At 67.1% G+C, this 22,265-nt stretch carries 22 protein-coding genes; 9 read left to right on the top strand and 13 right to left on the bottom strand.

Annotated elements, in window-relative coordinates; genetic code table 11:
• From Q8S30_RS19540 to Q8S30_RS19530, 3 genes are all read left to right on the top strand, one after another.
• A complete protein-coding gene (locus Q8S30_RS19540; protein ID WP_305667696.1) occupies positions 1–1,770 on the top strand; it encodes a GMC family oxidoreductase in 1,770 nt (589 codons plus the stop codon).
• Positions 1,771–1,782: 12 nt separating this feature from the next.
• Positions 1,783–3,138, top strand: a complete 1,356-nt coding sequence (locus Q8S30_RS19535; protein WP_305667695.1) for a cytochrome c — start codon at positions 1,783–1,785, stop codon at positions 3,136–3,138.
• 88 nt (positions 3,139–3,226) lie between these two features.
• Positions 3,227–4,288: a YeeE/YedE family protein gene (locus tag Q8S30_RS19530; protein ID WP_305667694.1), complete on the top strand. Its 1,062-nt coding sequence runs from the start codon at positions 3,227–3,229 to the stop codon at positions 4,286–4,288.
• A 1-nt stretch (position 4,289) separates the two neighbouring features.
• Here the strand turns inward: Q8S30_RS19530 and Q8S30_RS19525 are convergent, their stop codons facing one another.
• From Q8S30_RS19525 to Q8S30_RS19465, 13 genes are all read right to left on the bottom strand, one after another.
• Complete coding sequence (locus Q8S30_RS19525; protein WP_305667693.1) at positions 4,290–5,231, bottom strand: MBL fold metallo-hydrolase; 942 nt, start codon at positions 5,229–5,231, stop codon at positions 4,290–4,292.
• Positions 5,231–6,148: an MBL fold metallo-hydrolase gene (locus Q8S30_RS19520; protein WP_305667692.1), complete on the bottom strand. Its 918-nt coding sequence runs from the start codon at positions 6,146–6,148 to the stop codon at positions 5,231–5,233. Before Q8S30_RS19520 ends, Q8S30_RS19525 begins: the two co-directional genes overlap by 1 nt.
• Positions 6,149–6,197: 49 nt before the next feature.
• Positions 6,198–7,457 carry an NAD(P)/FAD-dependent oxidoreductase gene (locus Q8S30_RS19515; protein WP_305667691.1) on the bottom strand — a complete coding sequence of 420 codons (1,260 nt, stop codon included), beginning with the start codon at positions 7,455–7,457 and terminating at the stop codon, positions 6,198–6,200.
• Between the two features lie 64 nt (positions 7,458–7,521).
• Entirely contained in the window at positions 7,522–8,238 is a 717-nt protein-coding gene (locus tag Q8S30_RS19510; RefSeq protein ID WP_305667690.1) for a c-type cytochrome, read from the bottom strand.
• Between the two features lies 1 nt (position 8,239).
• Positions 8,240–9,346: a c-type cytochrome gene (locus tag Q8S30_RS19505; protein ID WP_305667689.1), complete on the bottom strand. Its 1,107-nt coding sequence runs from the start codon at positions 9,344–9,346 to the stop codon at positions 8,240–8,242.
• A complete protein-coding gene (soxC, locus tag Q8S30_RS19500; protein WP_305667688.1) occupies positions 9,330–10,619 on the bottom strand; it encodes a sulfite dehydrogenase in 1,290 nt (429 codons plus the stop codon). Before soxC ends, Q8S30_RS19505 begins: the two co-directional genes overlap by 17 nt.
• Before the next feature lie 91 nt (positions 10,620–10,710).
• Positions 10,711–12,402, bottom strand: coding sequence for a thiosulfohydrolase SoxB (soxB, locus tag Q8S30_RS19495; RefSeq protein ID WP_305667687.1), 1,692 nt, complete (start codon positions 12,400–12,402; stop codon positions 10,711–10,713).
• 155 nt (positions 12,403–12,557) lie between these two features.
• Positions 12,558–13,421 carry a sulfur oxidation c-type cytochrome SoxA gene (gene soxA / locus Q8S30_RS19490; protein ID WP_305667686.1) on the bottom strand — a complete coding sequence of 288 codons (864 nt, stop codon included), beginning with the start codon at positions 13,419–13,421 and terminating at the stop codon, positions 12,558–12,560.
• 106 nt (positions 13,422–13,527) lie between these two features.
• The gene (gene soxZ, locus Q8S30_RS19485) at positions 13,528–13,857 is read right to left on the bottom strand and encodes a thiosulfate oxidation carrier complex protein SoxZ (protein WP_305667685.1); all 330 of its coding nucleotides are present in this window, start codon (positions 13,855–13,857) and stop codon (positions 13,528–13,530) included.
• Between the two features lie 22 nt (positions 13,858–13,879).
• Positions 13,880–14,296, bottom strand: coding sequence for a thiosulfate oxidation carrier protein SoxY (soxY, locus tag Q8S30_RS19480; protein WP_305667684.1), 417 nt, complete (start codon positions 14,294–14,296; stop codon positions 13,880–13,882).
• A gap of 34 nt (positions 14,297–14,330) precedes the next feature.
• Complete coding sequence (soxX, locus tag Q8S30_RS19475) at positions 14,331–14,828, bottom strand: sulfur oxidation c-type cytochrome SoxX (protein ID WP_305667683.1); 498 nt, start codon at positions 14,826–14,828, stop codon at positions 14,331–14,333.
• Positions 14,829–14,938: 110 nt separating this feature from the next.
• A complete protein-coding gene (locus Q8S30_RS19470; protein ID WP_305667682.1) occupies positions 14,939–15,493 on the bottom strand; it encodes a thioredoxin family protein in 555 nt (184 codons plus the stop codon).
• Positions 15,494–15,528: 35 nt separating this feature from the next.
• On the bottom strand, positions 15,529–16,272 hold the full coding sequence (locus tag Q8S30_RS19465) for a cytochrome c biogenesis CcdA family protein (RefSeq protein WP_305667681.1): 744 nt from the start codon (positions 16,270–16,272) through the stop codon (positions 15,529–15,531).
• 97 nt (positions 16,273–16,369) lie between these two features.
• Between Q8S30_RS19465 and Q8S30_RS19460 the strand changes: the two genes are divergently transcribed.
• The 6 genes from Q8S30_RS19460 to Q8S30_RS19435 all read left to right on the top strand — a co-directional run bounded on the left by Q8S30_RS19460 (position 16,370) and on the right by Q8S30_RS19435 (position 22,153).
• Positions 16,370–16,771: a thioredoxin family protein gene (locus tag Q8S30_RS19460; protein WP_305667680.1), complete on the top strand. Its 402-nt coding sequence runs from the start codon at positions 16,370–16,372 to the stop codon at positions 16,769–16,771.
• A 77-nt stretch (positions 16,772–16,848) separates the two neighbouring features.
• On the top strand, positions 16,849–17,169 hold the full coding sequence (locus tag Q8S30_RS19455; RefSeq protein WP_305667723.1) for a helix-turn-helix transcriptional regulator: 321 nt from the start codon (positions 16,849–16,851) through the stop codon (positions 17,167–17,169).
• 33 nt (positions 17,170–17,202) lie between these two features.
• A complete protein-coding gene (locus Q8S30_RS19450) occupies positions 17,203–18,249 on the top strand; it encodes a YeeE/YedE family protein (RefSeq protein ID WP_305667679.1) in 1,047 nt (348 codons plus the stop codon).
• Positions 18,250–18,307: 58 nt separating this feature from the next.
• On the top strand, positions 18,308–18,967 hold the full coding sequence (locus Q8S30_RS19445) for a sulfite oxidase-like oxidoreductase (protein ID WP_305667678.1): 660 nt from the start codon (positions 18,308–18,310) through the stop codon (positions 18,965–18,967).
• Positions 18,968–19,037: 70 nt separating this feature from the next.
• Positions 19,038–20,831 (top strand): ATP-binding protein, encoded by a 1,794-nt coding sequence (locus Q8S30_RS19440; protein ID WP_305667677.1) that lies wholly within the window; start codon positions 19,038–19,040, stop codon positions 20,829–20,831.
• Positions 20,828–22,153, top strand: coding sequence for a sigma-54 dependent transcriptional regulator (locus Q8S30_RS19435; RefSeq protein WP_305667676.1), 1,326 nt, complete (start codon positions 20,828–20,830; stop codon positions 22,151–22,153). The genes Q8S30_RS19440 and Q8S30_RS19435 overlap by 4 nt, the downstream gene beginning before the upstream one ends.
• The last annotated feature ends 112 nt before the right edge of the window (positions 22,154–22,265 follow it).

Genomic DNA, 22,265 nt, shown 5'->3' with positions numbered 1-22,265 from the left:
ATGGCAAGAACCGAAGCGAAGAAAGATGTCGTCATCGTCGGCCTCGGCTGGACCGGCGCCATCATGGGCATCGAGCTGGCGCAGGAAGGGCTGGAGGTTCTGGCACTGGAACGCGGCCCCGACCGCTACACCGTGCCCGATTTCCGTTATCCCGACGTGATTGATGAGCTGAAATACGGCGTGCGCATGGGCTTCATGCAAAAGCCCCGCAACTCCACCGTCACCATTCGCCGCACCTTGCAGGAAACCGCGCTGCCCTATCGCAAGCTCGGCTCTTTCCTGCCCGGTGACGGGGTCGGCGGCGCCGGCATCCACTGGAACGGCCAGAATTGGCGCGCGATGGAGAATGAGTTCACCCTGCGCAGCTATGTCGAGGACAATTTCGGCGCCGAGATCATCCCCGAGGATATGACGATCCAGGACTGGGGCGTGACCTATGCCGAGCTGGAGCCCTATTTCGACCGTTTCGAATATGTCCTCGGCATCTCGGGCCAGGCCGGCAATGTGAACGGCCAGATCATCGAGGGCGGCAACCCGTTCGAGGCGCCGCGCAGCCGCGACTTCCCGCTGCCGCCGCTGCCCAATACCTATGACTCCGTGCTTTTTGCCGATGCGGCCCGCGCGATGGGCTATCACCCGTTTCCACGCCCCGCCGCCAATGCCTCGGCGGCCTATACCAACGAATACGGAATGCAGCTTGGCCCCTGCAACTTCTGCGGCTTTTGCGAGCGCTACGGCTGCCTGAACTACTCCAAGGCCTCACCGCAGACCTGCATTCTGGATGCGCTGCGCCGGATGCCGAACTTCAGCTACCGCACCAATTCCGAGGTGCTGCGCGTCGATCTGGCCGAAGACGGACAGACGGCGACCGGCGTCACCTATTGGGACGAGGACGCGCAGGAAGAGGTGTTCCAGCCCGCCGATATCGTGCTGCTTTGTGCCTATCAGCTGCACAACGTGCATCTGATGCTGCTGTCGGGCATCGGCGAGCCGTACAACCCCGTCACGGGCGAAGGCGTCACCGGCAAGAACTATGCCTATCAGATGAACGGCGGCACCACGCTGTTCTTCAAGGACAAGACCTTCAATCCTTTCATCGGCTCTGGCGCCAACGGCCTGTCGATGGACGATTTCGCCATCAACCAGATCGACTTCGCGGCCGAAGGGTTCATCGGCGGCAGCTACATCACCGCCGGTGTCGCCAACGGCCAGCCGATCCGCGGCATCGGCCTGCCGAAGGGCACCCCAAGCTGGGGCGAAGAGTGGAAGACGGCGATTGGCGAGTGGTACGGGCATTCGATGTCCATCGGCTCGCACGGGTCGAACATGGCCTATCGCGATTGCTACCTCGACCTCGATCCCACCTATACCGACCGGCATGGCCGACCGCTGATGCGGATGACCTTCAACTGGAAGCCGAACGACATCCGCATGACCCAGTTCATGCGCAGCAAGATCGAGCCCATTGCCGAGTCGATGAACCCCGACACCTGGCAATCCTCGTACAAGGCCGAGGGCGCGCAATATGACGTGCGGCCCTACCAGACCACGCACAATGTGGGCGGGGCGATCATGGGCGACGATCCGAACACCTCGGCCGTGAACCGCTATCTGCAGGCCTGGGGCCAGCACAACGTGTTCTCGATCGGCGCCAGCGCCTTTCCGCAGAACATTCAATACAACCCGACCGGGGTGGTAGGGGCGCTGGCCTATTGGGTGGCCGACGCGATCCGCAAGGATTACCTGCCCAACCCCCGGCCCCTGGTCTGAGGAGGCACAATCATGATCACCTTCCTGCGCATCCTCACCGGCCTCGTGCTTCTGGGCCTCATCGTTCTGGCTGCCATCATCTTCATGCCCGTCCGCAGTACGCCTGCGCTGGCCGCCCTGCCGGACGACTACACCCCGCCCGAAGGGTCGGGCGAATATGTGATGCGGCTGGCCGATTGCTCGGCCTGCCATACCGCCGAGGGCGGCGTGCCCTTCGCCGGGGGCCGCAAGATCGAAAGCCCGCTTGGCACGATCTACTCCACCAACATCACCCCTGACGAGGAGACCGGCATCGGCAGCTACAGCCTCGATGAGTTCCGCGCCGCGCTTTATGACGGGGTCCGCCAGGACGGCGCGCATCTCTATCCGGCGATGCCCTATGCGAATTATCGCAAGCTGTCGGAAGAAGACGTCCGCGCGCTCTATGCCTTTTTCATGGAGGAGGTGGAGCCGGTCAGCAATGCCGGGCCGGAGACCGCCCTGCCCTTCCCCTTCAACCAACGCTGGGGCATCCGCACCTGGAAATGGGCGGCACTTGGCAAGGCGGGCGAGGTTTCGACCACCGGCGATGCCCTCTATGACCGAGGCGCCTATCTGGTCGAGGCGCCGGGCCATTGCAGCGCCTGCCACACCCCGCGAAATCTGGTGATGGGTGAGGCTGGCTATACCGCGATGGACGGCGATTTCCTCATGGGCGGCGAGATCGACGGCTGGACCGCCCCCGCCCTGCGCGGCCCCGACAGCGCGATCCGAAACTGGTCAGCCGAGGATCTGAAGCTCTACTTCGCCTCGGGCCGCAACAACCATGCGGGTGTGAACGGAGAGATGCAGCTGGTGGTGCGCGACTCGCTGCAGTTCTACAGCGATGAGGATCTGGACGCCGTGGTCGCCTACCTGCGCGCCCTGGGTGACCCGACGGATGGCGACAACGCCCCGCCGGTCGATCCGCCGCGCACCATAGACCGGCTGGACACTGCAGCAGGCGGAACCGAGGCCGTTCTGACGGCTGCCGAACCGGGCATGGCGCTTGGCCCGCGGCTCTATCTCGACAACTGCAACGCCTGCCACTTCGTCGATGGCCGCGGCGCCGATCAGGTGTTCCCGGAACTGGACGGCAACCCCCTCGTCACCGCCGCGTCTGCCACCGGGCTGATCGACACGATCCTGAACGGCGCCGAGGTTCCCTCGACCACCGTGCGCCCCTACTCGCTGCGGATGCCAGGCTTCGACCACCGCCTGTCGGATGAGGAAGTAGCGGAACTGGCAACCTTCCTGCGCAGCGCCTGGTCCAACAGTGCCCCGGCCGTCACCATCGCCGACGTCACCGCGCGGCGCGAGGTGGCGGAAGAGCGGGCGGCGGCTGAATAAGGCGGGCTGCCGCACTCGGCCGCTCACCTGACCCAGATCAAGGAGAATTGCGCCTCCCTGCGGTATCTTTGCCCGCAGGGAGGCGCGCATGGACATCATACCCCTTATCGACCGGCTCGGCGAAGGTCCGACCGCGGCCCTGTTCGGGCTGCTGACCGGCGCCGTCTTCGGCATTGCCGCGCAACGATCCTCCTTCTGCCTGCGCGCCGCGGCGGTGGAGTTCGCCCGCGGCAGCCTTGGCCCCAAGGTCACCGTCTGGTTCCTCACCTTCTCGACCGCGATGGCATGGGTGCAGGGCGCCCAGCTTCTGGGCCTGTTCCGGGCGGAAGATGCCCGGATGATGGCCGTCGCCGGCTCCTGGTCCGGCGCCATCATTGGGGGCCTCATGTTCGGCGTGGGCATGGTGATGGCCCGCGGCTGTTCCGGCCGCCTGCTGGTGCTGGCCGCCACCGGCAACCTGCGCTCCGTCGTCTCGGGCCTGATCTTCGCCGTGGTCGCACAGATGAGCCTGCATGGCTGGCTGGCCCCCCTGCGCGAATACCTGGCGGGGCTGGCCGTCACGCCGGGCGGGCGCAATGTCGATCTGCTGGCCGTCCTCGGGCTTCCGGGCGGGGCGGGCTTCGCGCTTGGCCTGCTGCTCTCGGTTTTCGCGCTAGCGCTGTCCTGGCGCAACAAGGTCGGTGTCCGCCAGATGATCTTCGCCTCGGGCGTCGGCTTTGCAGTGGCGCTTGGCTGGGTGCTGACCTGGACGCTGGCGCAATCAAGCTTCGAGCCGATGGCGGTCACCTCGGTCACCTTCACCGGCCCCTCGGCCAACACGCTGATGTTCTTCCTGATCCCCGCCCCGGTGCTGGAATTCGATGTCGGCCTTGTCCCCGGCGTCTTCCTCGGCGCCTTCCTCTCGGCGGCACTGAAGGGCGAGCTGCGCCTTCAGGGCTTCGACGATGCCGCCACCATGCGCCGGTCAATGGCCGGCGCGGTGCTGATGGGCTTTGGGGGGATGCTGGCCGGCGGCTGCACCATCGGCGCGGGCGTCACCGGCGGGTCGATCTTCGTCGCCACCGCCTGGCTGGCGCTGCTGTGCATGTGGATCGGCGGGATGGCGGCCGACCTTGTGCTGAACCAGCGCGGCGCCGAACTTCCCGCTTGATCTACTCGAACTCCATCTCGGCAAAGACCACGCCGGCATTCTTGGTCGCCAGTTCTTCGAACGTGTCCAGATAGGCCCATTGCGACTGGTCGACGTAATAGGCCCCGGCCAGATCGCCCCCCGCCTCCAGATGCGCGCCGATCTTCGCGCGCAGGTCCGCAAGATAGTCGCGCGTCTCATGCGTGACCGTCGCAAGGTCGGTCGGATGCCCATGCCCCGGGATCACCAGCGCCGGGGCCAGCGGCATGAAGGCCGTCTCCCATGTCTCGATCCAGCAGGACGTGCAGGTGCCCTCGAAGATCGGCGGCATCCGTTCGTGAAAGGCGATGTCACCGGCGATCATCAGCCCCTGATCGGGCAGCCAGACCTGCGTATCGCCGGGGCTGTGCGCGGGGCCAAGGTGCAGCACCTCGATGCTGAGCTCCCCCATCACGATCTCGCGCCGATCCTCGAAGACCTCGGTCGGCGCTGTCGGCACCGTGCCTTCCGCATTCTCGCGCGCGTAGGATTTCAGCGAGGCCAGATCCTGCCCGTTGCCATCGGCGAACTCTTCGGCGGCGTCGACATGGGCCAGCACCGGCACGCCCTGCGCGGCCCAATAGCCATTGCCCAGCATCGCATGGCCCTGCCCGTTCTCCACGATGACCAGCCGCACCGGCTGATCGGTCACGGCGCGGATCTCCTCGTGCAGCGCCTTGGCCAGCAGGAAGGACGCGCCAGAATTGATGACCACCACCCCGTCCCCGGTCACGATGAAGCTGAGGTTGTTGTTATGCCCGGCATTCTCATAGGTCGGCGGCGCGGTGGCACCGATGGCCGAGAAGACCCCCGGCGCCACCTCCACCGGCTTGGCGTAGAGCACCGAGCCGGGATATTGGTCGGGGATATCCTCGGAACCGAAGGCGGGGCCGGCCATCAGGGCGATCAGGGCAAGACGGCGCATCATGCTTCCTCCACGAAGCGGAACCCATCGCCCTGCCGTTCGGCATGGCCGATGCCGCCGCCGGGCAGGTGAAAGCCGATCAGCCGCATCTGCGCCGCCGCGATCTGGTCCAGCAGCTGGCCGCGCGTGGCGGCGGCCGTCTCTGCGTCCTGATCGGAGCCAGATGGCCAGCCCGGCTGCTCGAAGGCAACGTGGTGGTTGCCAAGCGCGTCGCCCACCACCATTACCGAGTCACTTCCGCCGCGCAGCTCGAAGGCCATATGCCCCGGGGTATGGCCGGGGGTCAGCCGGGCGGCGATGCCGGGCAGGATCTCCTCGCCATCCTTGAACAGCGTGATGCTGTCCGCCATCACCTCCAGCCGCCGCGCCGCGCCCACGGCAAAGGCCGTGCGCGCTGTGCCGATGCTGTCCACGGTGGCGGGGTCGGTCCAATAATCGAACTCCGCCTGCCCCATCAGATAGGTGGCATTGGCAAAGACCGGCTCGTCGAACTCATCGAGCAGGCCCCAAAGGTGATCGGGATGGCCGTGGGTGAAGGCGACATGTGTCACCTCATCGGCAGTCAGGCCAAGCGCCTCCATCGCCTCGGCCAGCTTGCCGGCGGTGGGCATGAAATCGGGGCCGGCGCCGACGTCGAACAGCACGGTATGGGTGCCGTCGCGCAGCAACGTCACGTTGCAGGGCGGCTCCAGCCGGTCGGTCGGCAGGGCATAGCGGGTCAGGATGTCCTGCATCTCGGCCTGCGGCATCCCGCCAAGGATGAAGTCGCCGGGCAGCACCAGATGCCCATCCGACAGGGTGTCGATCTGCATCTGGCCAAGGGTAAGTGTCGCGCTGGCCCAGGTGCGGCGGGGCAGCATCGGCAGCAGGCCGGCGGCGGTGGCCGAGGTCAGCAGGGTGCGGCGGGTGATGGTCATGTCTTCCTCCGTCAGGGAAAGGCCGGGGCGCAGGGCCCCGGCCACGCAGTCAGCCGAAGATGTCGGCGGTGATGCCTTCGTACCAGCCGAGGCTCTCCTCATAGGTCGCCTTGCGCAGCGCCGCATCCTCGCCGGTCTGGCTGATGAAGCTTTCGACGCTGGCGATCTTCTCGGGCGTCGGCTCGTAGGAGGCGCCGACCTTCACCCCATCCTCGGGCGCGATCAGCGACCAGCAGGTGTTGGAGTATTTGGCCGGGAACAGCTTCGATCCGGTCAGCTCTGCCCGGATCGCCATCGCTGCGACCTTGGCCTGGCTGTTGGCCGAGAAAGCCGATTTGGGCATGTCGCCCTGCGCGCTGGCATCGCCCAGAACATAGATATTGGCATCGGCCCGCGCCTGCATCGTCGCGGGATCGACCGGGGCCCAGCCGGTGGCATCGGTGACACCCGCCGCGGCGGCAATGGCCCCCGCCATCTGGCCGGGGATGACGTTGCAGACATCGACCTTCTGCACCTCGCCGTCGATCAGCACCTCCATGCTGCCGGGGCGGACCTCGACCACATTGCCGCCCATGTCGGGGCCGATCCATTCGACCATGCCGGAATAGTGCTTCTGCCAGCCTTCCTCGAAGAGGGCCTGCTTGGAGTATTTTTCCTTGGGGTCCAGCACGAGGATCTTGGCCGTCGGGTTCATCTGCGTCAGCATATGCGCGACCATCGACACCCGCTCATACGGCCCGGGCGGGCAACGATAGGGGTTCGGCGGCGCGACCATGCAGAAGAGGCCGCCTTCCGGCATCGCCTCGATCTGCGCCTTCAGCAGTTGCGTCTGCGGGCCGGCCTTGTAGGCATGGGGCATGACCTCCGCATCGGCCAGGGTCCAGCCCGGAACGCTGCCCTCGACAAAGTCGATCCCGGGCGAGATGACCAGCCGGTCATAGGGCAGCACCCCGCCGCCCGCGAGTGTCACGGTGCGGGCCGCGGGATCGACGCCCGCCGCCATATCCTGCACCAAGGTGACGCCTGCGGCGGCGATGGCGTCATAGCCATGGGCGAGGCTTTCGAACTCCCGGAACCCGCCGAGATAGAGGTTCGAGAAGAAGCAGGTATAATAGGTGGCGTTCGGCTCGATCAGCGTCACGTCCAGCGCGCCCGCCGCATCCTTGGCAAGGTAGCGGGCAACCGTCGCGCCCCCTGCGCCGCCGCCGATCACCACCACGCGCGGTTTGGTCTGGCCCAGAACCCGGGGCGCCGACAGGGCCGCGGTGGCGGCGACGGCAGAGTGGATGAAGATCCGTCTGTTAAGCATTGTCTTTCCTCCCTTTTTTGTCGTTCTGCGGCGCGTCTTGCGGCACCGCTTCGGCCTTGCCCCGCTACTCCTCCAGCGTGGCGAAATACGCGGCGAGCGCCGCGATCTCTTCGTTCGACAGGCGGCCGGCCATCATCTGCATCACAGGATGCGGCCTGAGCTTCTCCTTGTAAGCATGCATGGCGATTACGAAATCCTCGGCCGGCCACTCTGTGATCGACGGGATCCCCCGGTCGGTGCCGTCGCGCTGGTGGCAGGTGGAGCATTCGCTGGAGAGGTAGGCGCCATATTCGGCATCGCCCTCGATCGCCAGGATCTCGGGCGCGAGGTCGGGCAGGGTCTTGCGCGCGGTCGGCTCTGCCTCGGGGATGTCGCGGGGGCGGTCGGAATAGTCGCGCAGGAAGGCCAGAAGGTCGGCGCGCGGGCCGTCATCCTTGAGGCCCTTGTAGGCCATGCGGGTGCCCGACACGAGCGCCTTGGGGTTTTCGACATAGGCGTCGAGGGTTTCCAGCGTCCAGGTCAGCCCGTCGCTGCCCATCCGCGCCATGCTCTTGGAATAGGGGAACTCCGGCACCGCCCCGGCACGGCGCCCGTATAGGCCGTTCAACTGCGGGCCGACGCGGTTGACGGCATCGGGCCCGATCCGGTGGCAGGCAGAGCATTGGCGCTGGAACAGCGTGGCGCCGCGATCCGCGTCACCGATCAGGTTCGCCGCCGCGGGGGTGCAGACCGCGGCGGCGAGAAGGGCGAAGGGCGCAAGGAGCCGTCCTGCGCCGCCCATGTCATTGACCGAAGGTCGAGAGGTACGCGATCACCGCCTGAAGGTCGCTGTCCTTCTTGAGGCCCGCGAAGGACATCTTGTTCTTCGGCATATAGCCCTTGGGATCGGCGAGATAGGCGCTCAGCTCGTCATGGGTCCAGACAAGACCCCCGGCCCCAGCATCCAGCATCGGCTTGGAATACTTGAAGCCCTCGACCGTTCCGGCCGCGCGGCCGACGATGCCGTTCAGCACCGGACCCACGGCGTTCTTGGCGCCGTCACCGACCTTGTGGCAGGCGGCGCATTTCTTGAACACCTTCTCGCCCGCCGCGACCAGTTCGGGATCGGCTGCGGCGGTGTCGGCGGGTGTCTCGGCCGCCGGCTCGGCAGCAGCTTCCGGCGCGGGCTCGGCCACGGCAGCTTCCGGCACGGGCTCTTCGGCCGTCGCAACGACAACCTCGGCCACGGGGCCGTCATCGGTGGTGTCGTTCGGCGTCACGTCCAGCACAGTGGCATGGGCGGTGATCTCCACGCTGTCCTTGCACTCCGTCATGCAGGGCTCGCGGATGAAGGCCGGCAGTTCGGTGGTGTCGCGGTCGTCGAGGATGAAGCCGCCGGCATTGGGCATCTCGACCTCGGTAAAGGTCTCTTTCGACAATACGAAGTCATCGTCCACAAGATCGTTGGAGTAGAGGATATAGGCGACGATGGCATAGACGTCGTCATTGCTCAGCGACTGCGCATTGCCGAAGGGCATCGAGCGATGGACGTAATCCCAGGTGGTCGACAGATAGGGCCAGTAGGAGCCCACGGTCTTCAAGGGATCGTCGCGGTCCAGCGTGCCCATGCCGCCAGCCAGCTTGGGCCAGTTGTCCACGCCTTCGGCAAACTCGCCATGGCAGACGGCACAGGATTCCGAGAACAGCTCCTCCCCGGTCAGCACGTCGCCCGACCCTTCGGGCAGGCCGAGCCCGTCAGGGCGCACGTCATGGTCCCAGGCAGCGACCTCTTCGGGAAGGGCCGCGCGGCCGAGGCCGATCTTTTGGGCCAGCGCTGGGGTCGCCAACAGGCCGGAGGCGAGGCTCGAAGCGAGGAGGGTGCCGATCACCCGTTTACGAAACTTCGACATTCTCCGCCTCCCCGTTCGCCTTCACCCACCAGGTCTGGATGCAGTTGTTGTGATAGATCGAGTTCAGGCCGCGGAAGTCCCGCAGCTCTGTCTTGGTCGGCTGCACATAGCCGGTGGAATCGATGGCCCGCGATTGCACCAGCATTTCCGATCCGTCCCAGACATGGTCGAGGTAGAAGCGGCTGACCGCCATGTCCTGCCCCGGCGCAGCAAGGCGGGCGGGCATCCAGGTCTTGCCGCCATCGACGGTGACATCGACGCGGGTGATCGCGCCGCGGCCCGACCAGGCGAGGCCGGTGATGACCAGCGGGCCGGGGCCGTGCTTGATCGGCATCTGCGGGCTGGGGCTGGTGACGATGGATTTGGCATCCATGACCCAAGTGAACTTGCGCGAGGTGCCATCGGCCAGCGTGTCGGTGTATTTCGAGGTTTCCTCGCGCTGCTCCCACGGCTGGTCGCCAACTTCGATGCGGCGCAGCCATTTGATCCACATGTTGCCCTCCCAGCCCGGCACGCAGAGCCGGACGGGATAGCCATGTTCCTTGCGCAGCGCCTCGCCATTGGCCTTGAAGGCGACGAGGCAATCGTCCATCGCCTTTTCCAGCGGGATTGAGCGGCCGTTCGAGGAGGCATCGGCGCCCTCGACCAGCACCCACTTGCCCTCGGGCTTGACCCCGGCCTCTTCCAGCAGCAGCCGCAGCGGCACGCCGGTATAATCCATGTTGTGGATCATGCCATGGGTGAACTGCGCGCCGTTCAGCTGGCTGCCGGCCCATTCCATCCCGGTATTGGCGGCGCATTCCAGGAAGTAGGTGCGCGTCTCGCGCGGGAAACGCTCCAGATCCGCATAGGTGAAGATCAGCGGGGTATCGACCAGCCCGTTGATCATCAGGCGGTAATCCTCCTTCGCCAGCTCAATGGCGCCGGAATGGTGCCGCTCGAAGGCGCAGCCCTGCGGGGTGATGGTGCCGTCAAGCGCGTGGATCGGGGTGAAGTTGATCGAAGAAATGGTGTCGGCGGTCAGCCATTCGACATTGCGGCGCACCACGTCGCCCTCAAAGCGGATCGGCAGGCCGTAGGGGCTGGCATCGACGCCGTCGCCAAGGCCCTGCGCCCAAGGTTGCACCTCGGTGATCAGCGGGTCTGGCCCCGCGGCGCGGGCAGCGCCGGCCCCAAGCAGGGCCCCACCGGCCGCGACGCCGGCGCCGAGGAAGCCCCGGCGCGTGGTGGCGATCTGCGGCGCGGCCTTTGTGGTTTCGGGTTCGTCAGTCATGACAAACTCTCCTTACTGTCTCCGGTCCTTGGTGCGGGCCGGGTTGCGGAACACGCCGGCCGCCCTTGGGCAGCAGCGCAAAGCTGATGCCTCAGGTGCCGGTGACGACGACCGAGGTGTTGGGGGTCAGTTTCACGGTGCCGATCTTGCGCAGATGCGCCTCGACCACGTCCCAGATCTGCGGGCCTTCGGTGCCTTCGTTGACGCTGGCCCAGCCGGCGACGGTGTAGGATTTCGACGCCTCGACCGCCTCGCCGGTATCCACCAGCGTCATGTTCGAGATGCGGCTGCCGATGGGTTTGGAGATGTCGATATGGTAGCCAAGCCCGCCGACGCGGACCATGTCGCCGCCCTGCTGGTAATAGGGATCGGTATTGAAGATGTTGTCGGCCACATCCTCGAGGATGGTCAGGATCGTCTCGCCGGTCATCTCGGTCCGGTAGCATTCGCCATAGGTCATCGAGGTGGCGTTGTGGATATCCTCGCGGGTGATCGGATCGCCCGGCAGCAGCGAGGGGCCCCAGCGGACGCCCGGCGACATGGCGATCTGGCTGTCGCGTTCCGAGCGGATCGCGTCGCAGATCAGGTCATCCCAGGTGCCGTTGAAATTGCCGCGGCGGTAGAGGAGGCTTTCGGTCTGGCCGACCACCTCTTCCAGCTGGTCCTTGAAGGGCGCGCGGCCGGTGTCGATCAGCGCGGCCATGTCGGGATCGGGGGTGATCACGTCCGAGAAGATTGGGATCAGCTTGTGGCGGAAACCCATCATGCGGCCGTCGCGCACGTCGAGATCGACGCGGCTGACAAACTTGCCGTTGGAGCCCGAGGCGATGAGGATCGTCTCGCCTACCAGCACGGGTTCGGGGATGGCGTCATGGGTGTGGCCGGTCAGGATCACGTCGATGCCCTTGACCCGGCCGGCCATCTTGCGGTCGACGTCGAAGCCGTTATGCGAGAGGCAGACGACCAGATCGACGCCCATGCCGCGGACCTCGTCCACCACCTCTTGCATCCGCTCCTCGCGGATGCCGAAGGAGTAGTCGGGGAACATCCATTTGGGGTTGGCGATGGGCATGTAGGGGAAGGCCTGGCCGATGACGGCGATCTGCAGGCCTGCCTTTTCGAAGATGTGGTAGGGCTCGAAGGCGGGCTCGTCCCATTCCGCGTCGAAGATGTTGGCGCCGAGGAAGGGGAAGGGCAGCGTTTCGACGATTTCCTTCACCCGGTCCTGGCCAAGGGTCCATTCCCAATGCGAGGTCATCGCCTCGGTGCCGAGCGCGTTCATCACATCGACCATGTCCTGGCCCTTGGTGGCCAGCGAGGTCATCGAGCCGTGCCAGGTATCGCCGCCGTCGAGCAGGATCGAGTCGGGGCGGGCGGCGCGGATCGCCTTTACCACGGTTGCCACCCGGTCCATGCCGCCCATCCGGCCATAGCTGCGGGCCAGCGCGGTGAAATCGTCATGGGTCAGCGCATAGGCATCGGGCGAGCCGGGGGGCAGGCCGAACATCTTGAGGAAGTCCTTGCCGGTCACATGCGGCGGCTTGCCCGTCGCCTCGCCCACGCCGATGTTGATCTCGGGCTCGCGGAACCAGATCGGCTTCAGCTGGGCGTGGATGTCGGTGATGTGGATCAGCGTCAGGTTGCCGAAATCGTCGAACTGCAGCAGCTGATCCTGGGTCAGCACCTGCTGCGCCGCCAGTTTCGACCAGTTGCCAAAGCCTGACGCGCCCCAGAGGGCCGAGGCGGCCATGCTGGCCTGAAGGAACTCGCGGCGGGAAATCATCTCAATGTCGCTCCATCATCATCGGCAAGCCGGGGCCGGCCGCGCAAAGAGCGCGCCGGGCGGGTCGCCCAAGGTCTTAGGCTGGCTTGGCGGCGCTGCTGCGCGCCGCCGATTGTCAGAAGGGCCCGGCGCCTTTGCGCCGGGCACCGTGGGGATTACGGACGGACCGAGACGCCCTCGATCGAAAGCCCTTCGCCGCGCGAAGCGACGTAAAGCTCCAGCGCGCGGAACTCTTCCGAGCCGGCGGCGAAGGTTTCGGCGCGGGTATCGCGCACGCAGCCGACGAAGCGCTGGTGGATCGATACGACGCCCGCGTCTTTCAGGCGGTAGGTCGGGAAGCCGTTGATCTGGCCCTGGCTGAGATGGTCAGCCCGGATCATGTTGCCGGCATTGACCTCGTGGCAGTTGGCGCAGGCGAGTTCGAGCTGGCCGTAGCGGGTGTAGTAGATTTCCTTCCCCCGCTCCCACCAATCCGCCGCGGCACCTTCGACGGACACTTTCATCGGCTCTCCGCGCGATTGCAGCGAGATGGCCGAGGTCATGTTCTTCATGTCGTTGCTGTTCCACTTCCAGGCTTCGGCACCCATCCGGTTGGTGCGGCAATCGTTGATGAAGTTCTCCATCGACCAAAGATCCGTCGCGGCGCCGTTCATCTTCGGCATCGAGGTGCGAACACCCTTCATGCTTTCGATGCCCTCGTGGCAGGAGGCGCAGCTCTTGCCCTCGGTCCCGTCGACCGTATCCCACATGTCGAGGCCCTGATCGGCAAAGACCATCGCGGGGTTGTCGAAGTCGTCCATCTGCATCGCGCGGGTCTCGGTCTCGCGGTAGAGCCAACCCGAATAGACCTCGGTCAGCACACCCTCCACGGCAGGACCGGGCGCGACGCGCGTCACCAGTTCAATGTCTTCGTTCACGACCAGTTCCGCATCCGGGCTCGGGTCGGCCAGCACGGCACCGGCGGCCAGAACGGCCAGCACGGAGGCGGCGGCAAGTTTGCTGCGGTAAGGCAGTCGCATCTTTCTCATCCTCCCTGGGTGGGACCGCCCGCGCGCCTGGCGCGGATGGTCTGTCCTTGGTCGCGCGCTCCCATTCGCGCCCGCCGTCTTGATCCCGCCGCCCTGATCAGGCGATCTCAATCGGCTTCGCATCCTCGTAGACAGAGCCGTCATCGTCATACCAGGTGAACTTGAACTCGCCGGCCGCATCGACCTTCGCGTCAAATTCGAAGTAGGGGTTGGTCGAAACCGCCGGGTCGATAGCGATGTCAATCACGTTCACACCGTTGAAATCACAGGTGAAGCGGTTGATGATCGACCGCGGGATCAGCGTGCCATCGGCGTTCTTGCGCTGGCCGGATTCCATCGGGTGGCTGATCAGGGTCTTGAGCGTCACCACCTCGCCGGCGGCCGCCGATTTCGGCACCTTGACGCGGGGTTTTACATCGTTTGCCATTGTTTCTCTCCAATAACCGGGATCAGCCGCCGCAGCCGCCGATGGTGACCTTCACGGTGGATTGCGCCTGCACGAAGCTGCCATCGGGCATCTTGGCGATGGCGATCACATCCTGCGTCTTGGCCAGGCGGATCCGGGTCGAGGCCATCTGCGAGCCTGCGGCGGGGCCGAAGGTGAAGGTCGCCACTTCCGGCTCGGGGTTGCCGGCCGCCAGCACGATGATCGACACGGCGCCGGGGGCATCGACGGCCACCGGCACGGTGTTGCCGTTCTCGGCGATCTCGGGTGCGGTCAGGGTGATGCCGCCGGTGCCGGGTGCGGCCCCGCCGGTAAAGGCCGCGACCGCATCCTCGACAGCGGCGCGGGCCGGCAGCGGCAGCGCCGCGACGGCAAGGCCGCCAAGGCCGAGCGCGAGGGCGTTGCGTCTGGTAATGTTCATCATGTCCTCCTCGAACTGGTTCGGCCCGCCCCTGTCACTCTTTGAGCGTCAGGAGATAGGCCACGACATCCTCGACCTGCTGTGCGGTCAGGACGGGTGGAAGCTCGGCCGTGGGGGCCTTGCCGGTGTAGCCGTCGCCGGGACGGATGAAGCCGTCGGTCTTGTAGAAGGCCGGCATCATCGTTCCCTCGAAGGTCAGCTTGGCATTGACGACCAGGCCGCGCAGTTCGGCCTCGGTCCAGCGGTCGGCAGCGCCGTCGAGCGCCGGGCCGATATTCCCCTGGAACTGCACCTCGGGCATCGCCGCCAGCTCGTGGCAGGCGACGCAGTTTCCCAAGGCATTGGTGGTCATGACCGTGGCTCCGGCGGTCGCATCGCCCGGCGCGCCGGTCAGCGAGGCCGCAACCGCGCCCCCGTCGAAGGCGACACCTCCCGGAGCCGTCTCGGCGGCCGCGGGCAGGGCTGCGAGCGCGGCTGCGAGCGCGGCTGCGAGCGCGGGGGCCATGGCCCAGTGCGCAACGTGGCTCTTCATGTGATCCTCCCTGAATTCTCCCGACTCGGACTGTAGGCGAGAGACGATATGTCGCGCAATCGTTATATTGCGATTATTGCATGTCTCGCAGGTGCAGCATTTGCCGCGGGTCAGTTCTGCTCGGCCAGATGGCGGGCCAGATATTTCTGAAAATGCTCGCCGCTGTCATATCCGTGGTCCGAGACCCAGGTCAGCAGCGCCTCGGTCGTGCCGGTGCCAAAGGCGCCCGGCATCATCACCACGGCGGCCTTGGCGGCGGTCGTGTCCTCGGGCACCTCTTCGGGCAGGAAGATCAGCGTCGGCGTGAACACCACGCCCCAGCGCACCGCCATCTCTTTTTCCGGCAGCACCGTGCCGTCGAAATCGGTCACCTCGACATCGCCGAAGAGGTTCATCTGCACCACGAAGTACTTCTCGCGGATCAGCGCGTCGATCCTGGGGTCGGGGAACACCTTCTCATGCATCTCGGCGCAATAGATGCAGCCGCGCTGTTCGAAGGTGATCAGCAGGCGCTTGCCCTCGGCATTGGCCTCGGCAAGGTCTTCGCGCATGTCCTTGAAGGTATCGCGGAGCCAGTCGGGCTTGTGCAGCCCGTCATCGCCGATCGGGGCGGCGGCGGCAGGCAGGGCGAGGGCAATGATGAGGGCAGTCAGCAGATGGCGCATGGTCTCTCCTTCCGGCGGTCACTTCGGGCCGGCGGTCACTTGAGGGTGCCGCTCCAGTCGAAATTGCGGATCATGAAATCGGCGATGTAGTTGACGGAGTTGGTGGCGATCAGGACGGCGAAGACGATCAGCATCACCCCCATCGCCTTTTCGACGAAGCCCAGATAGCGGCGGTTGCGGGCGACCCATCCAAGGAAGGGCCGCGCGAACAGGGCTGCGACCACGAAGGGCATGGTCATCGACAGGCCGTAGACCAGCAGCAGAAGGCCGCCACGCAGCAGGTCACCGCTGCCCGAGGCGACGAACAGGATCGCCGCCAGCGCCGGGCCGACGCAGGGGGTCCAGCCAAAGCCGAAGGCGAGGCCCATGACATAGGCGCCGACAAGGGTGGTGGGTTCGGTTTTCGATTCGATCCGCGCCTCGCGGTAGAGGAAGGGCACCCGGATCACGCCGAGGAAGTGCAAGCCGAAGACCAGCAGCACGGCGGCCGCGACATAGGACAGCGGCTGCTTCCACTGGATGAAGGCCTGGCCAAGCGCGGTGGCCCCCAGCCCCAGCAGCACGAAGATGGTGGTGACGCCAAACGCGAAGGCGATGGCCGAGATCACCAGCCGCCGCTGCGCGCCGGGGCGCAGCCCGCCGGTTCCGTCGCCGCGCAGTTCCTGCATCGAGATGCCGGCCATGTAGCACAGGTAGAACGGCACCATCGGCAAGATGCAAGGTGACAGGAAGGACAGCAGTCCGGCCAGCGCCGCCCCGCCATAGGTGATGTCCAGCATAGGGTCCTCCGGGGGCGCCCCTCCCCGGGCGCCGAACGTCCTTGCACGCCGGCAAGAACACTTTACGATATTTCGATATATCAAGGTGTCCGTCAACATGCTTCGCATCCCGCCCCGAACCTTCCGGCCCTTGCGCGCCGCCCTCGCCGCGGTGGCGCTTCTGGCATGGGCCGGACCGGCGCTGGCGGATCTGCAGCTTTACATGTTCGAGCGCCCGGGCTGCCCCTATTGCCTGCAATGGGAGCGCGAGGTTGGCCCCGCCTATCCCAACACTGCAGAGGGCCAGGCTGCACCCTTGGTCCATCTTGACATTCGGGACCCCTTGCCGCCCGATCTGACCGTGGTCTCGCAGCCGCAATTCACGCCGACCTTCGTTCTGGCCAAGAACGGGCAGGAAGTGTCGCGACTCGAGGGCTATCCCGGCGAGGCCTTCTTCTGGGGGCTGCTGGAACAGATGATCGCCGAAGCAACGGCGGTGGAGGAAGGAGCAACCGAGTGACCACGGCATCTGTCTGGATCGGCGCCGGCCAGCGGGCGGGCGAGAGTGCCGCAGCCCCCGAAGACCTGCCGCTGGACATGTGCGACGGCCGGCCCGCACCGATCGAGGGTGTGCGCGCCGATGATGCCGCCGGGTTCCTCAAGGCGTTGGCTCATGAAGGCCGCCTGATGATCCTGTGCCATCTGGCGGGTGGGCCGCGCAGTGTGACGGAACTGGAAAAGCTGCTATCCACACGGCAGGCGATGGTCAGCCAGCATCTGGCGCGGCTGCGGCACGAGGGGCTGGTCACCTACCGCCGCGAGGGGCAGGCGATCTTTTATGCCATCGCGGATCCAAAGGTGCTGCGGACCGTGGCGCTGGTCGCCGAGATGTTCCGCGACCCGCCAGAGGCACCCTGACCGGGACGCTGCGCGGACGAGGGGGGAGACGACATGGATGATCTGAATTTCGGGGCGATTGCCGCCCTTGTCGGGCTGGTTGGCGGCATCGCGCTTGGCCTTGCCGCGCGGCTGGGGAATTTCTGCACGCTCGGCGCCATCGAAAGTGCGGTTTACGGCGAGGATCAGCGGCGGCTGCGGCTGTGGGGCATCGTGCTGGGAACGGCGATCCTGGGCACGCAGCTCGGCGCGGCGGCGGGGGCCATCGATCTCGCGGGAAGCTACTACCATCAGATCGCCTGGAACCCCTGGGCCAGCATCATTGGCGGGCTGGTCTTTGGCTATGGCATGGCGCTGGCGGGCAATTGCGGCTTTGGCGCGCTGGTGCGGTTCGGCGGCGGTGACCTGCGGTCGATGGTGGTGGTCGTGGTCATGGGCATCGCCGGCTTTATCGCGCTGTCGGGGCCGCTGGCACCGCTGCGGATCTGGCTGTTCCCGCAGGACATGTCCTCGGGCCCACAGGGCATAGGTGCAAGCTTCACCGCGCTGACCGGGCTGCCGGCAACGCTGGCCGCCGCGGCCATCGCCGCCGGGCTCGTGGTCTGGTCGCTGGCGCATGACCCGCTGCGCCGCTCGCCGCGGATGCTGGCCTGGGGGGTGATCGCCGGGCTGGCCGTGGTCTGGACGCTGGCGGGCACCACATGGGTCAATCAGCAAAGCTTTGGCGCGGTGCAGGTCGAGGGGCCGTCCTTCACCGCCCCCATCGGCCGCACGCTGATCTTCCTGATGACCTCCACCGCCGGGGGGATCACCTTTTCCGTGGGTTCGGTCGCGGGGGTGCTTCTGGGCTCGCTGGCCGGGTCCACGATCCGCGGGCTGTTCCGCTGGGAGGCTTGCGATGACCCGCGCGAGCTTGGCCGGCAGGTCAGCGGCGCGGCGCTGATGGGCGTGGGCGGGGTGATCGCCGTCGGCTGCTCGGTCGGGCAGGGCGTGACCGCCTTTGCCACGCTGGCCTGGTCGGGGCCGGTGACGCTGGCTGCCATCGTCGCCGGCGCGCTGCTGGGGCTGCGGCAGCTGATGCTGGGGTTTCAGCCGGATTGACGCCTTGACGCCGACGCCCGTCCTGCCACCTTGCAGGGGCAGCGCGAAGGATCCCCCCATGCAAGACGACCTGCCCGAAGACAGCAAGCTGACCCGCACCAAACGGGCCTGGGCCGCGGCGGGCAAGTTCCTGACCGGGCGCGAAGCGCGGCCCGAGGCGGACCGGCTGCCACCCGGCCAGCATCTGGTCACCGACTGGCCGGTGCTGGATCTGGGGGTGGAGCCGGAGGTGCCGCTGGCCACCTGGCAACTGCGCGTCACCGGCTTTGCCGCGAACCCGCTGACGCTGACATGGGAGCAATTCAACGCCCTGCCCCAGCACACAAGCCGCAGCGATATCCACTGCGTCACCACCTGGTCGCGCTATGACAATGACTGGCAGGGCGTGCCGGTGCGGGCGCTGCTGGACCTTGTGCAGCCGCTGCCGATGGCGGAGTTCGTCATGCTCACCTCGCATGACGGCTACACGACCAACCTGCCGCTGGAGGATTTCGCCTCCGAGGAGGCCATCCTTGCCACCCATTGGCAGGGGCAGCCGCTGACCCGCGCGCATGGCGGGCCGATGCGGCTCGTCGTGCCGCATCTCTACTTCTGGAAAAGCGCCAAGTGGCTGAAGTCGATCGAGCTGATCGGCGCCGACCGCGCGGGGTTCTGGGAGAAGAACGGCTATCACATGTATGGCGACCCGTGGCGCGAGCAGCGCTATACGGACGACTGACCCCAACCTCTCCGGGCTTGCAGTCCGCCCCTCCGGTTTGCGATGGTGGCGCACCTTGACCGGAGCCACCATGCCGCGCCCCCTGCCCCTTGCGAGCCTTCCCCGCCCGGCCCTGCTGATCGCGGGGCTGCTGGCGATGACGGCGCTGCTGTCGGCAGCGGCCTTCGCGCTGGCGCAATACACCGCCAGCGCCCGGCTGGAGGCAGACCTGCGCGACCGGCTGACCGTGACTCGCCACAGCGTCGTGACCGAGATCGAGCGATTTCGCTACCTGCCCGCCGTGGTGGGGCAGGACGCCCGCATCCGCGCCCTGCTGGCCGATCCGGGCAGCGCCGCGGCGGCGGATGCGGCGAACGCCTACCTGCAGACGGTGCGCGATCTGTCGGGGGTGGACGAGCTGTATGTGACCGACGCCGAGGGGCTGACGGTGGCCGCCAGCAACTGGAACCAGCCCGGCAGCTTCCTTGGCCATTCCTACGCCTTCCGCCCCTACTTCCAAGGTGCAATGCTGGAGGGTGCCGCGCGCTACTACGCCGTCGGGGTCACCACCGGCAAACCCGGCTATTTCCTGTCGGCGCGGCTTGGCCCCGCCATCGCGCCCACCGGCGTGGCCGTGGTCAAGGTCGACATGGCGACGCTGGAGGGGACATGGGTCCGCGCCAACGAACATGTGGCGCTGGCCGATCCCGATGGGGTGATCTTCCTGTCGGGCCCGCGGAACTGGAAATACCGGCCGCTGGAGCCGCTGGCTGCCCCGGCGCTGGAGCGTATTCTGGCAGAGCGGCGCTATGACGGGCTGGACATCGCCGCCGCATCGCCGCTGGACGGCGCCATCACCGCGGACAGCCGCGAGCCCTTGCGCATTGCGCAGGCGGCGCTGGAGCCCGATGGCTGGCAGATCGTCGTCGGCCTGCCCTCGGCGCCCGTGCTGCGCAGCGCCTGGCAGGTGGCGGGGCTGGCAGCGCTGGCGGGGCTGCTCGCCTCGGTCGGGGCGCTGATCTTCTGGCAGCGGCGGCAGCTGATCCGCCTGAAGCTGAACCAGAACGCGGTGCTGGAGCGGCGTGTGGCAGAGCGCACGGTAGAGCTGGCGCATGAGATCGAAGAGCGGCGCCGGGCCGAGGACGAGCTGCGCCAGACCCATGAAAGCCTTGTCCATGCCGCCAAGCTGGCGGTGCTGGGGCGGATGTCGGCGGCCATCGTGCATGAGGTCAGCCAGCCGCTGTCGGCGCTGGACAACACGCTTGCGGCGGCGGAACTGCACCTGAGCCGCGGGGATACGGACCGCACCGCCAATAGCCTCGGCTCCGCCCGCGGATTGCTGCGCCGGATGCAGACGATGGTGCGGCACCTGAAGACCTTCGGCGCCAAGCAGAAGCTGACCCCGCCCGAGCCGGTGGACATGGCCGCCGTGCTGGCCGCCTCGGCCGAGATCCTGGAGCCGCGGCTGCGCGAACTGGGGGTGGGGCTGGCGCTGCCCGCGCCGGCCAGCCTGCCCCCGGTCAGCGGCAACCCGGTGCGACTGGAGCAGGTGGCGACCAACCTGCTGCTGAACGCCGCCGAAGCGAGCGCCGGCGCGGCTCCCGTCACCATCACCGCCGCGCTGGACCTTCACGGCACCGGCCTGCGCCTGACCATCGCCGACCGCGGCCCCGGCATCCCCGAGGATATGCGCGAGCGGATCCTGGAGCCGTTCTTCACCACCCGCGTCACCGGCGAGGGGCTGGGGCTTGGCCTGTCGATCGTGCGCACCATCCTGGAACAGACCGGCGGCACCCTGACCTTCGCGCCCCGCCCTGGCGGTGGCACCCTGACGCTGGTGGACCTGCCGCTGCATCAGGCCAACGCCAGCAAGGCCGCCCGATGAGCCGCGGCACCATCGCCTTCATCGACGATGAACCGCGGCTGTGCGAGGCGGCGGCCGACTGGCTGGGCGCCTCGGGCTTCCGTGTCACCACCTTCACCGACCCGGCGCGGGCGCTGGCCGAGATCGACCCCGGCCGCTGCGATTGCGTGGTCACCGATCTGCGGATGCCGGGGGTAACCGGGCAGCAGGTGCTGGCGCAGCTGCGTGCGGGCGATGCCGATCTGCCGGTGATCCTGCTGTCGGGCCACGGGGATGTGCCGGTCGCGGTGGAGGCGATGCGCGAGGGCGCCTATGACTTCATCGAGAAGCCTTACGGCGCCGAGCATCTGGTGGCCGTGCTCGACCGAGCGGTGGAGCTGCGGCGGATGCGGCGAGAGCTGCGCAGCACCCGCTGGTCCGATATCGCCTCGGCCCGGCTGGAGGCGCGGCTGGCCGGCACCGCCCCCGCCATCGCCGCGCTGCGCGATGCGGTGCGGCAGCTGGCCGATATCAACGTCGACCTGCTGCTGCGCGGCGAGACCGGCACCGGCAAGGAGGAACTGGCCCGCGCCTTCCACGATTTCGGGCGACGGGCGCGGCGGCCCTTCGTGGCAATCAACTGCGCCGGTATCCCCGAGCCGGTGTTCGAGGCGGAGCTGTTCGGGCATGAGCGCGGGTTTCTGGCGGGCACCGCCGCGGCGCGGATCGGCAAGCTGGAACATGCCAATGGCGGCACGGTGTTCTTCAATGAGGTGGAGAGCCTGCCGCTGGCGCTGCAATCCAAGCTGCTGCGGGTGATGCAGGACCGCAGCCTGGAGCGGATCGGGTCCAATGCGGCACGGCCGGTGGATCTGCGGATCATCGCGGGCACGCGGCTGGACCTGCGGGCCGAGGTTGGCGCGGGGCGGTTCCGGGCCGACCTGTTCTACCGGCTGGCGACGGTGGAACTGGCCCTGCCGCCCTTGCGCGCCCGGCGCGAGGATATCCCGCTGCTGTTCACCCGCTTTGCCGAGGACGCGGCAGAGCGTTTTGGCCGGGCGGTGCCGGACCTGTTGGAAAGCGAGCTGCGGCTGTTGCAGGGGCAGGACTGGCCGGGGAATGTCGGCGAGCTGAAGGCGGCGGCAGAGCGGCATGTGCTGGGGCTGCGGCGCGGGGCCGGGGCGGATCCGGAGGCGGCGGGCGGCACCCTGCCCGAGCGCATGGCCCGGTTCGAGGCCGAAACGATTGCCGAGGCGCTGCGGCAGGCGGGCGGATCATCGGCGGCGGCAGCCGACCTGCTGGGGGTGCCGCGGCGGACGCTGAACGAAAAGATCGCGCGCCACGGGCTGCGGGGTGACGAATAGCGGGCGGAAATCCGCCTGTATTTCGCGCACCGCGGCAATATCTCGCCAGACACAATCCGCCAGATGCCGCCTTCTTCCGCGTAACGCCCATGTGATAAACGAAAATTTCACA

The organism is Frigidibacter sp. (genome assembly GCF_030695035.1).
Lineage (GTDB): Bacteria > Pseudomonadota > Alphaproteobacteria > Rhodobacterales > Rhodobacteraceae > Frigidibacter.
This window is presented reverse-complemented; position numbering and strand designations above follow the sequence as displayed.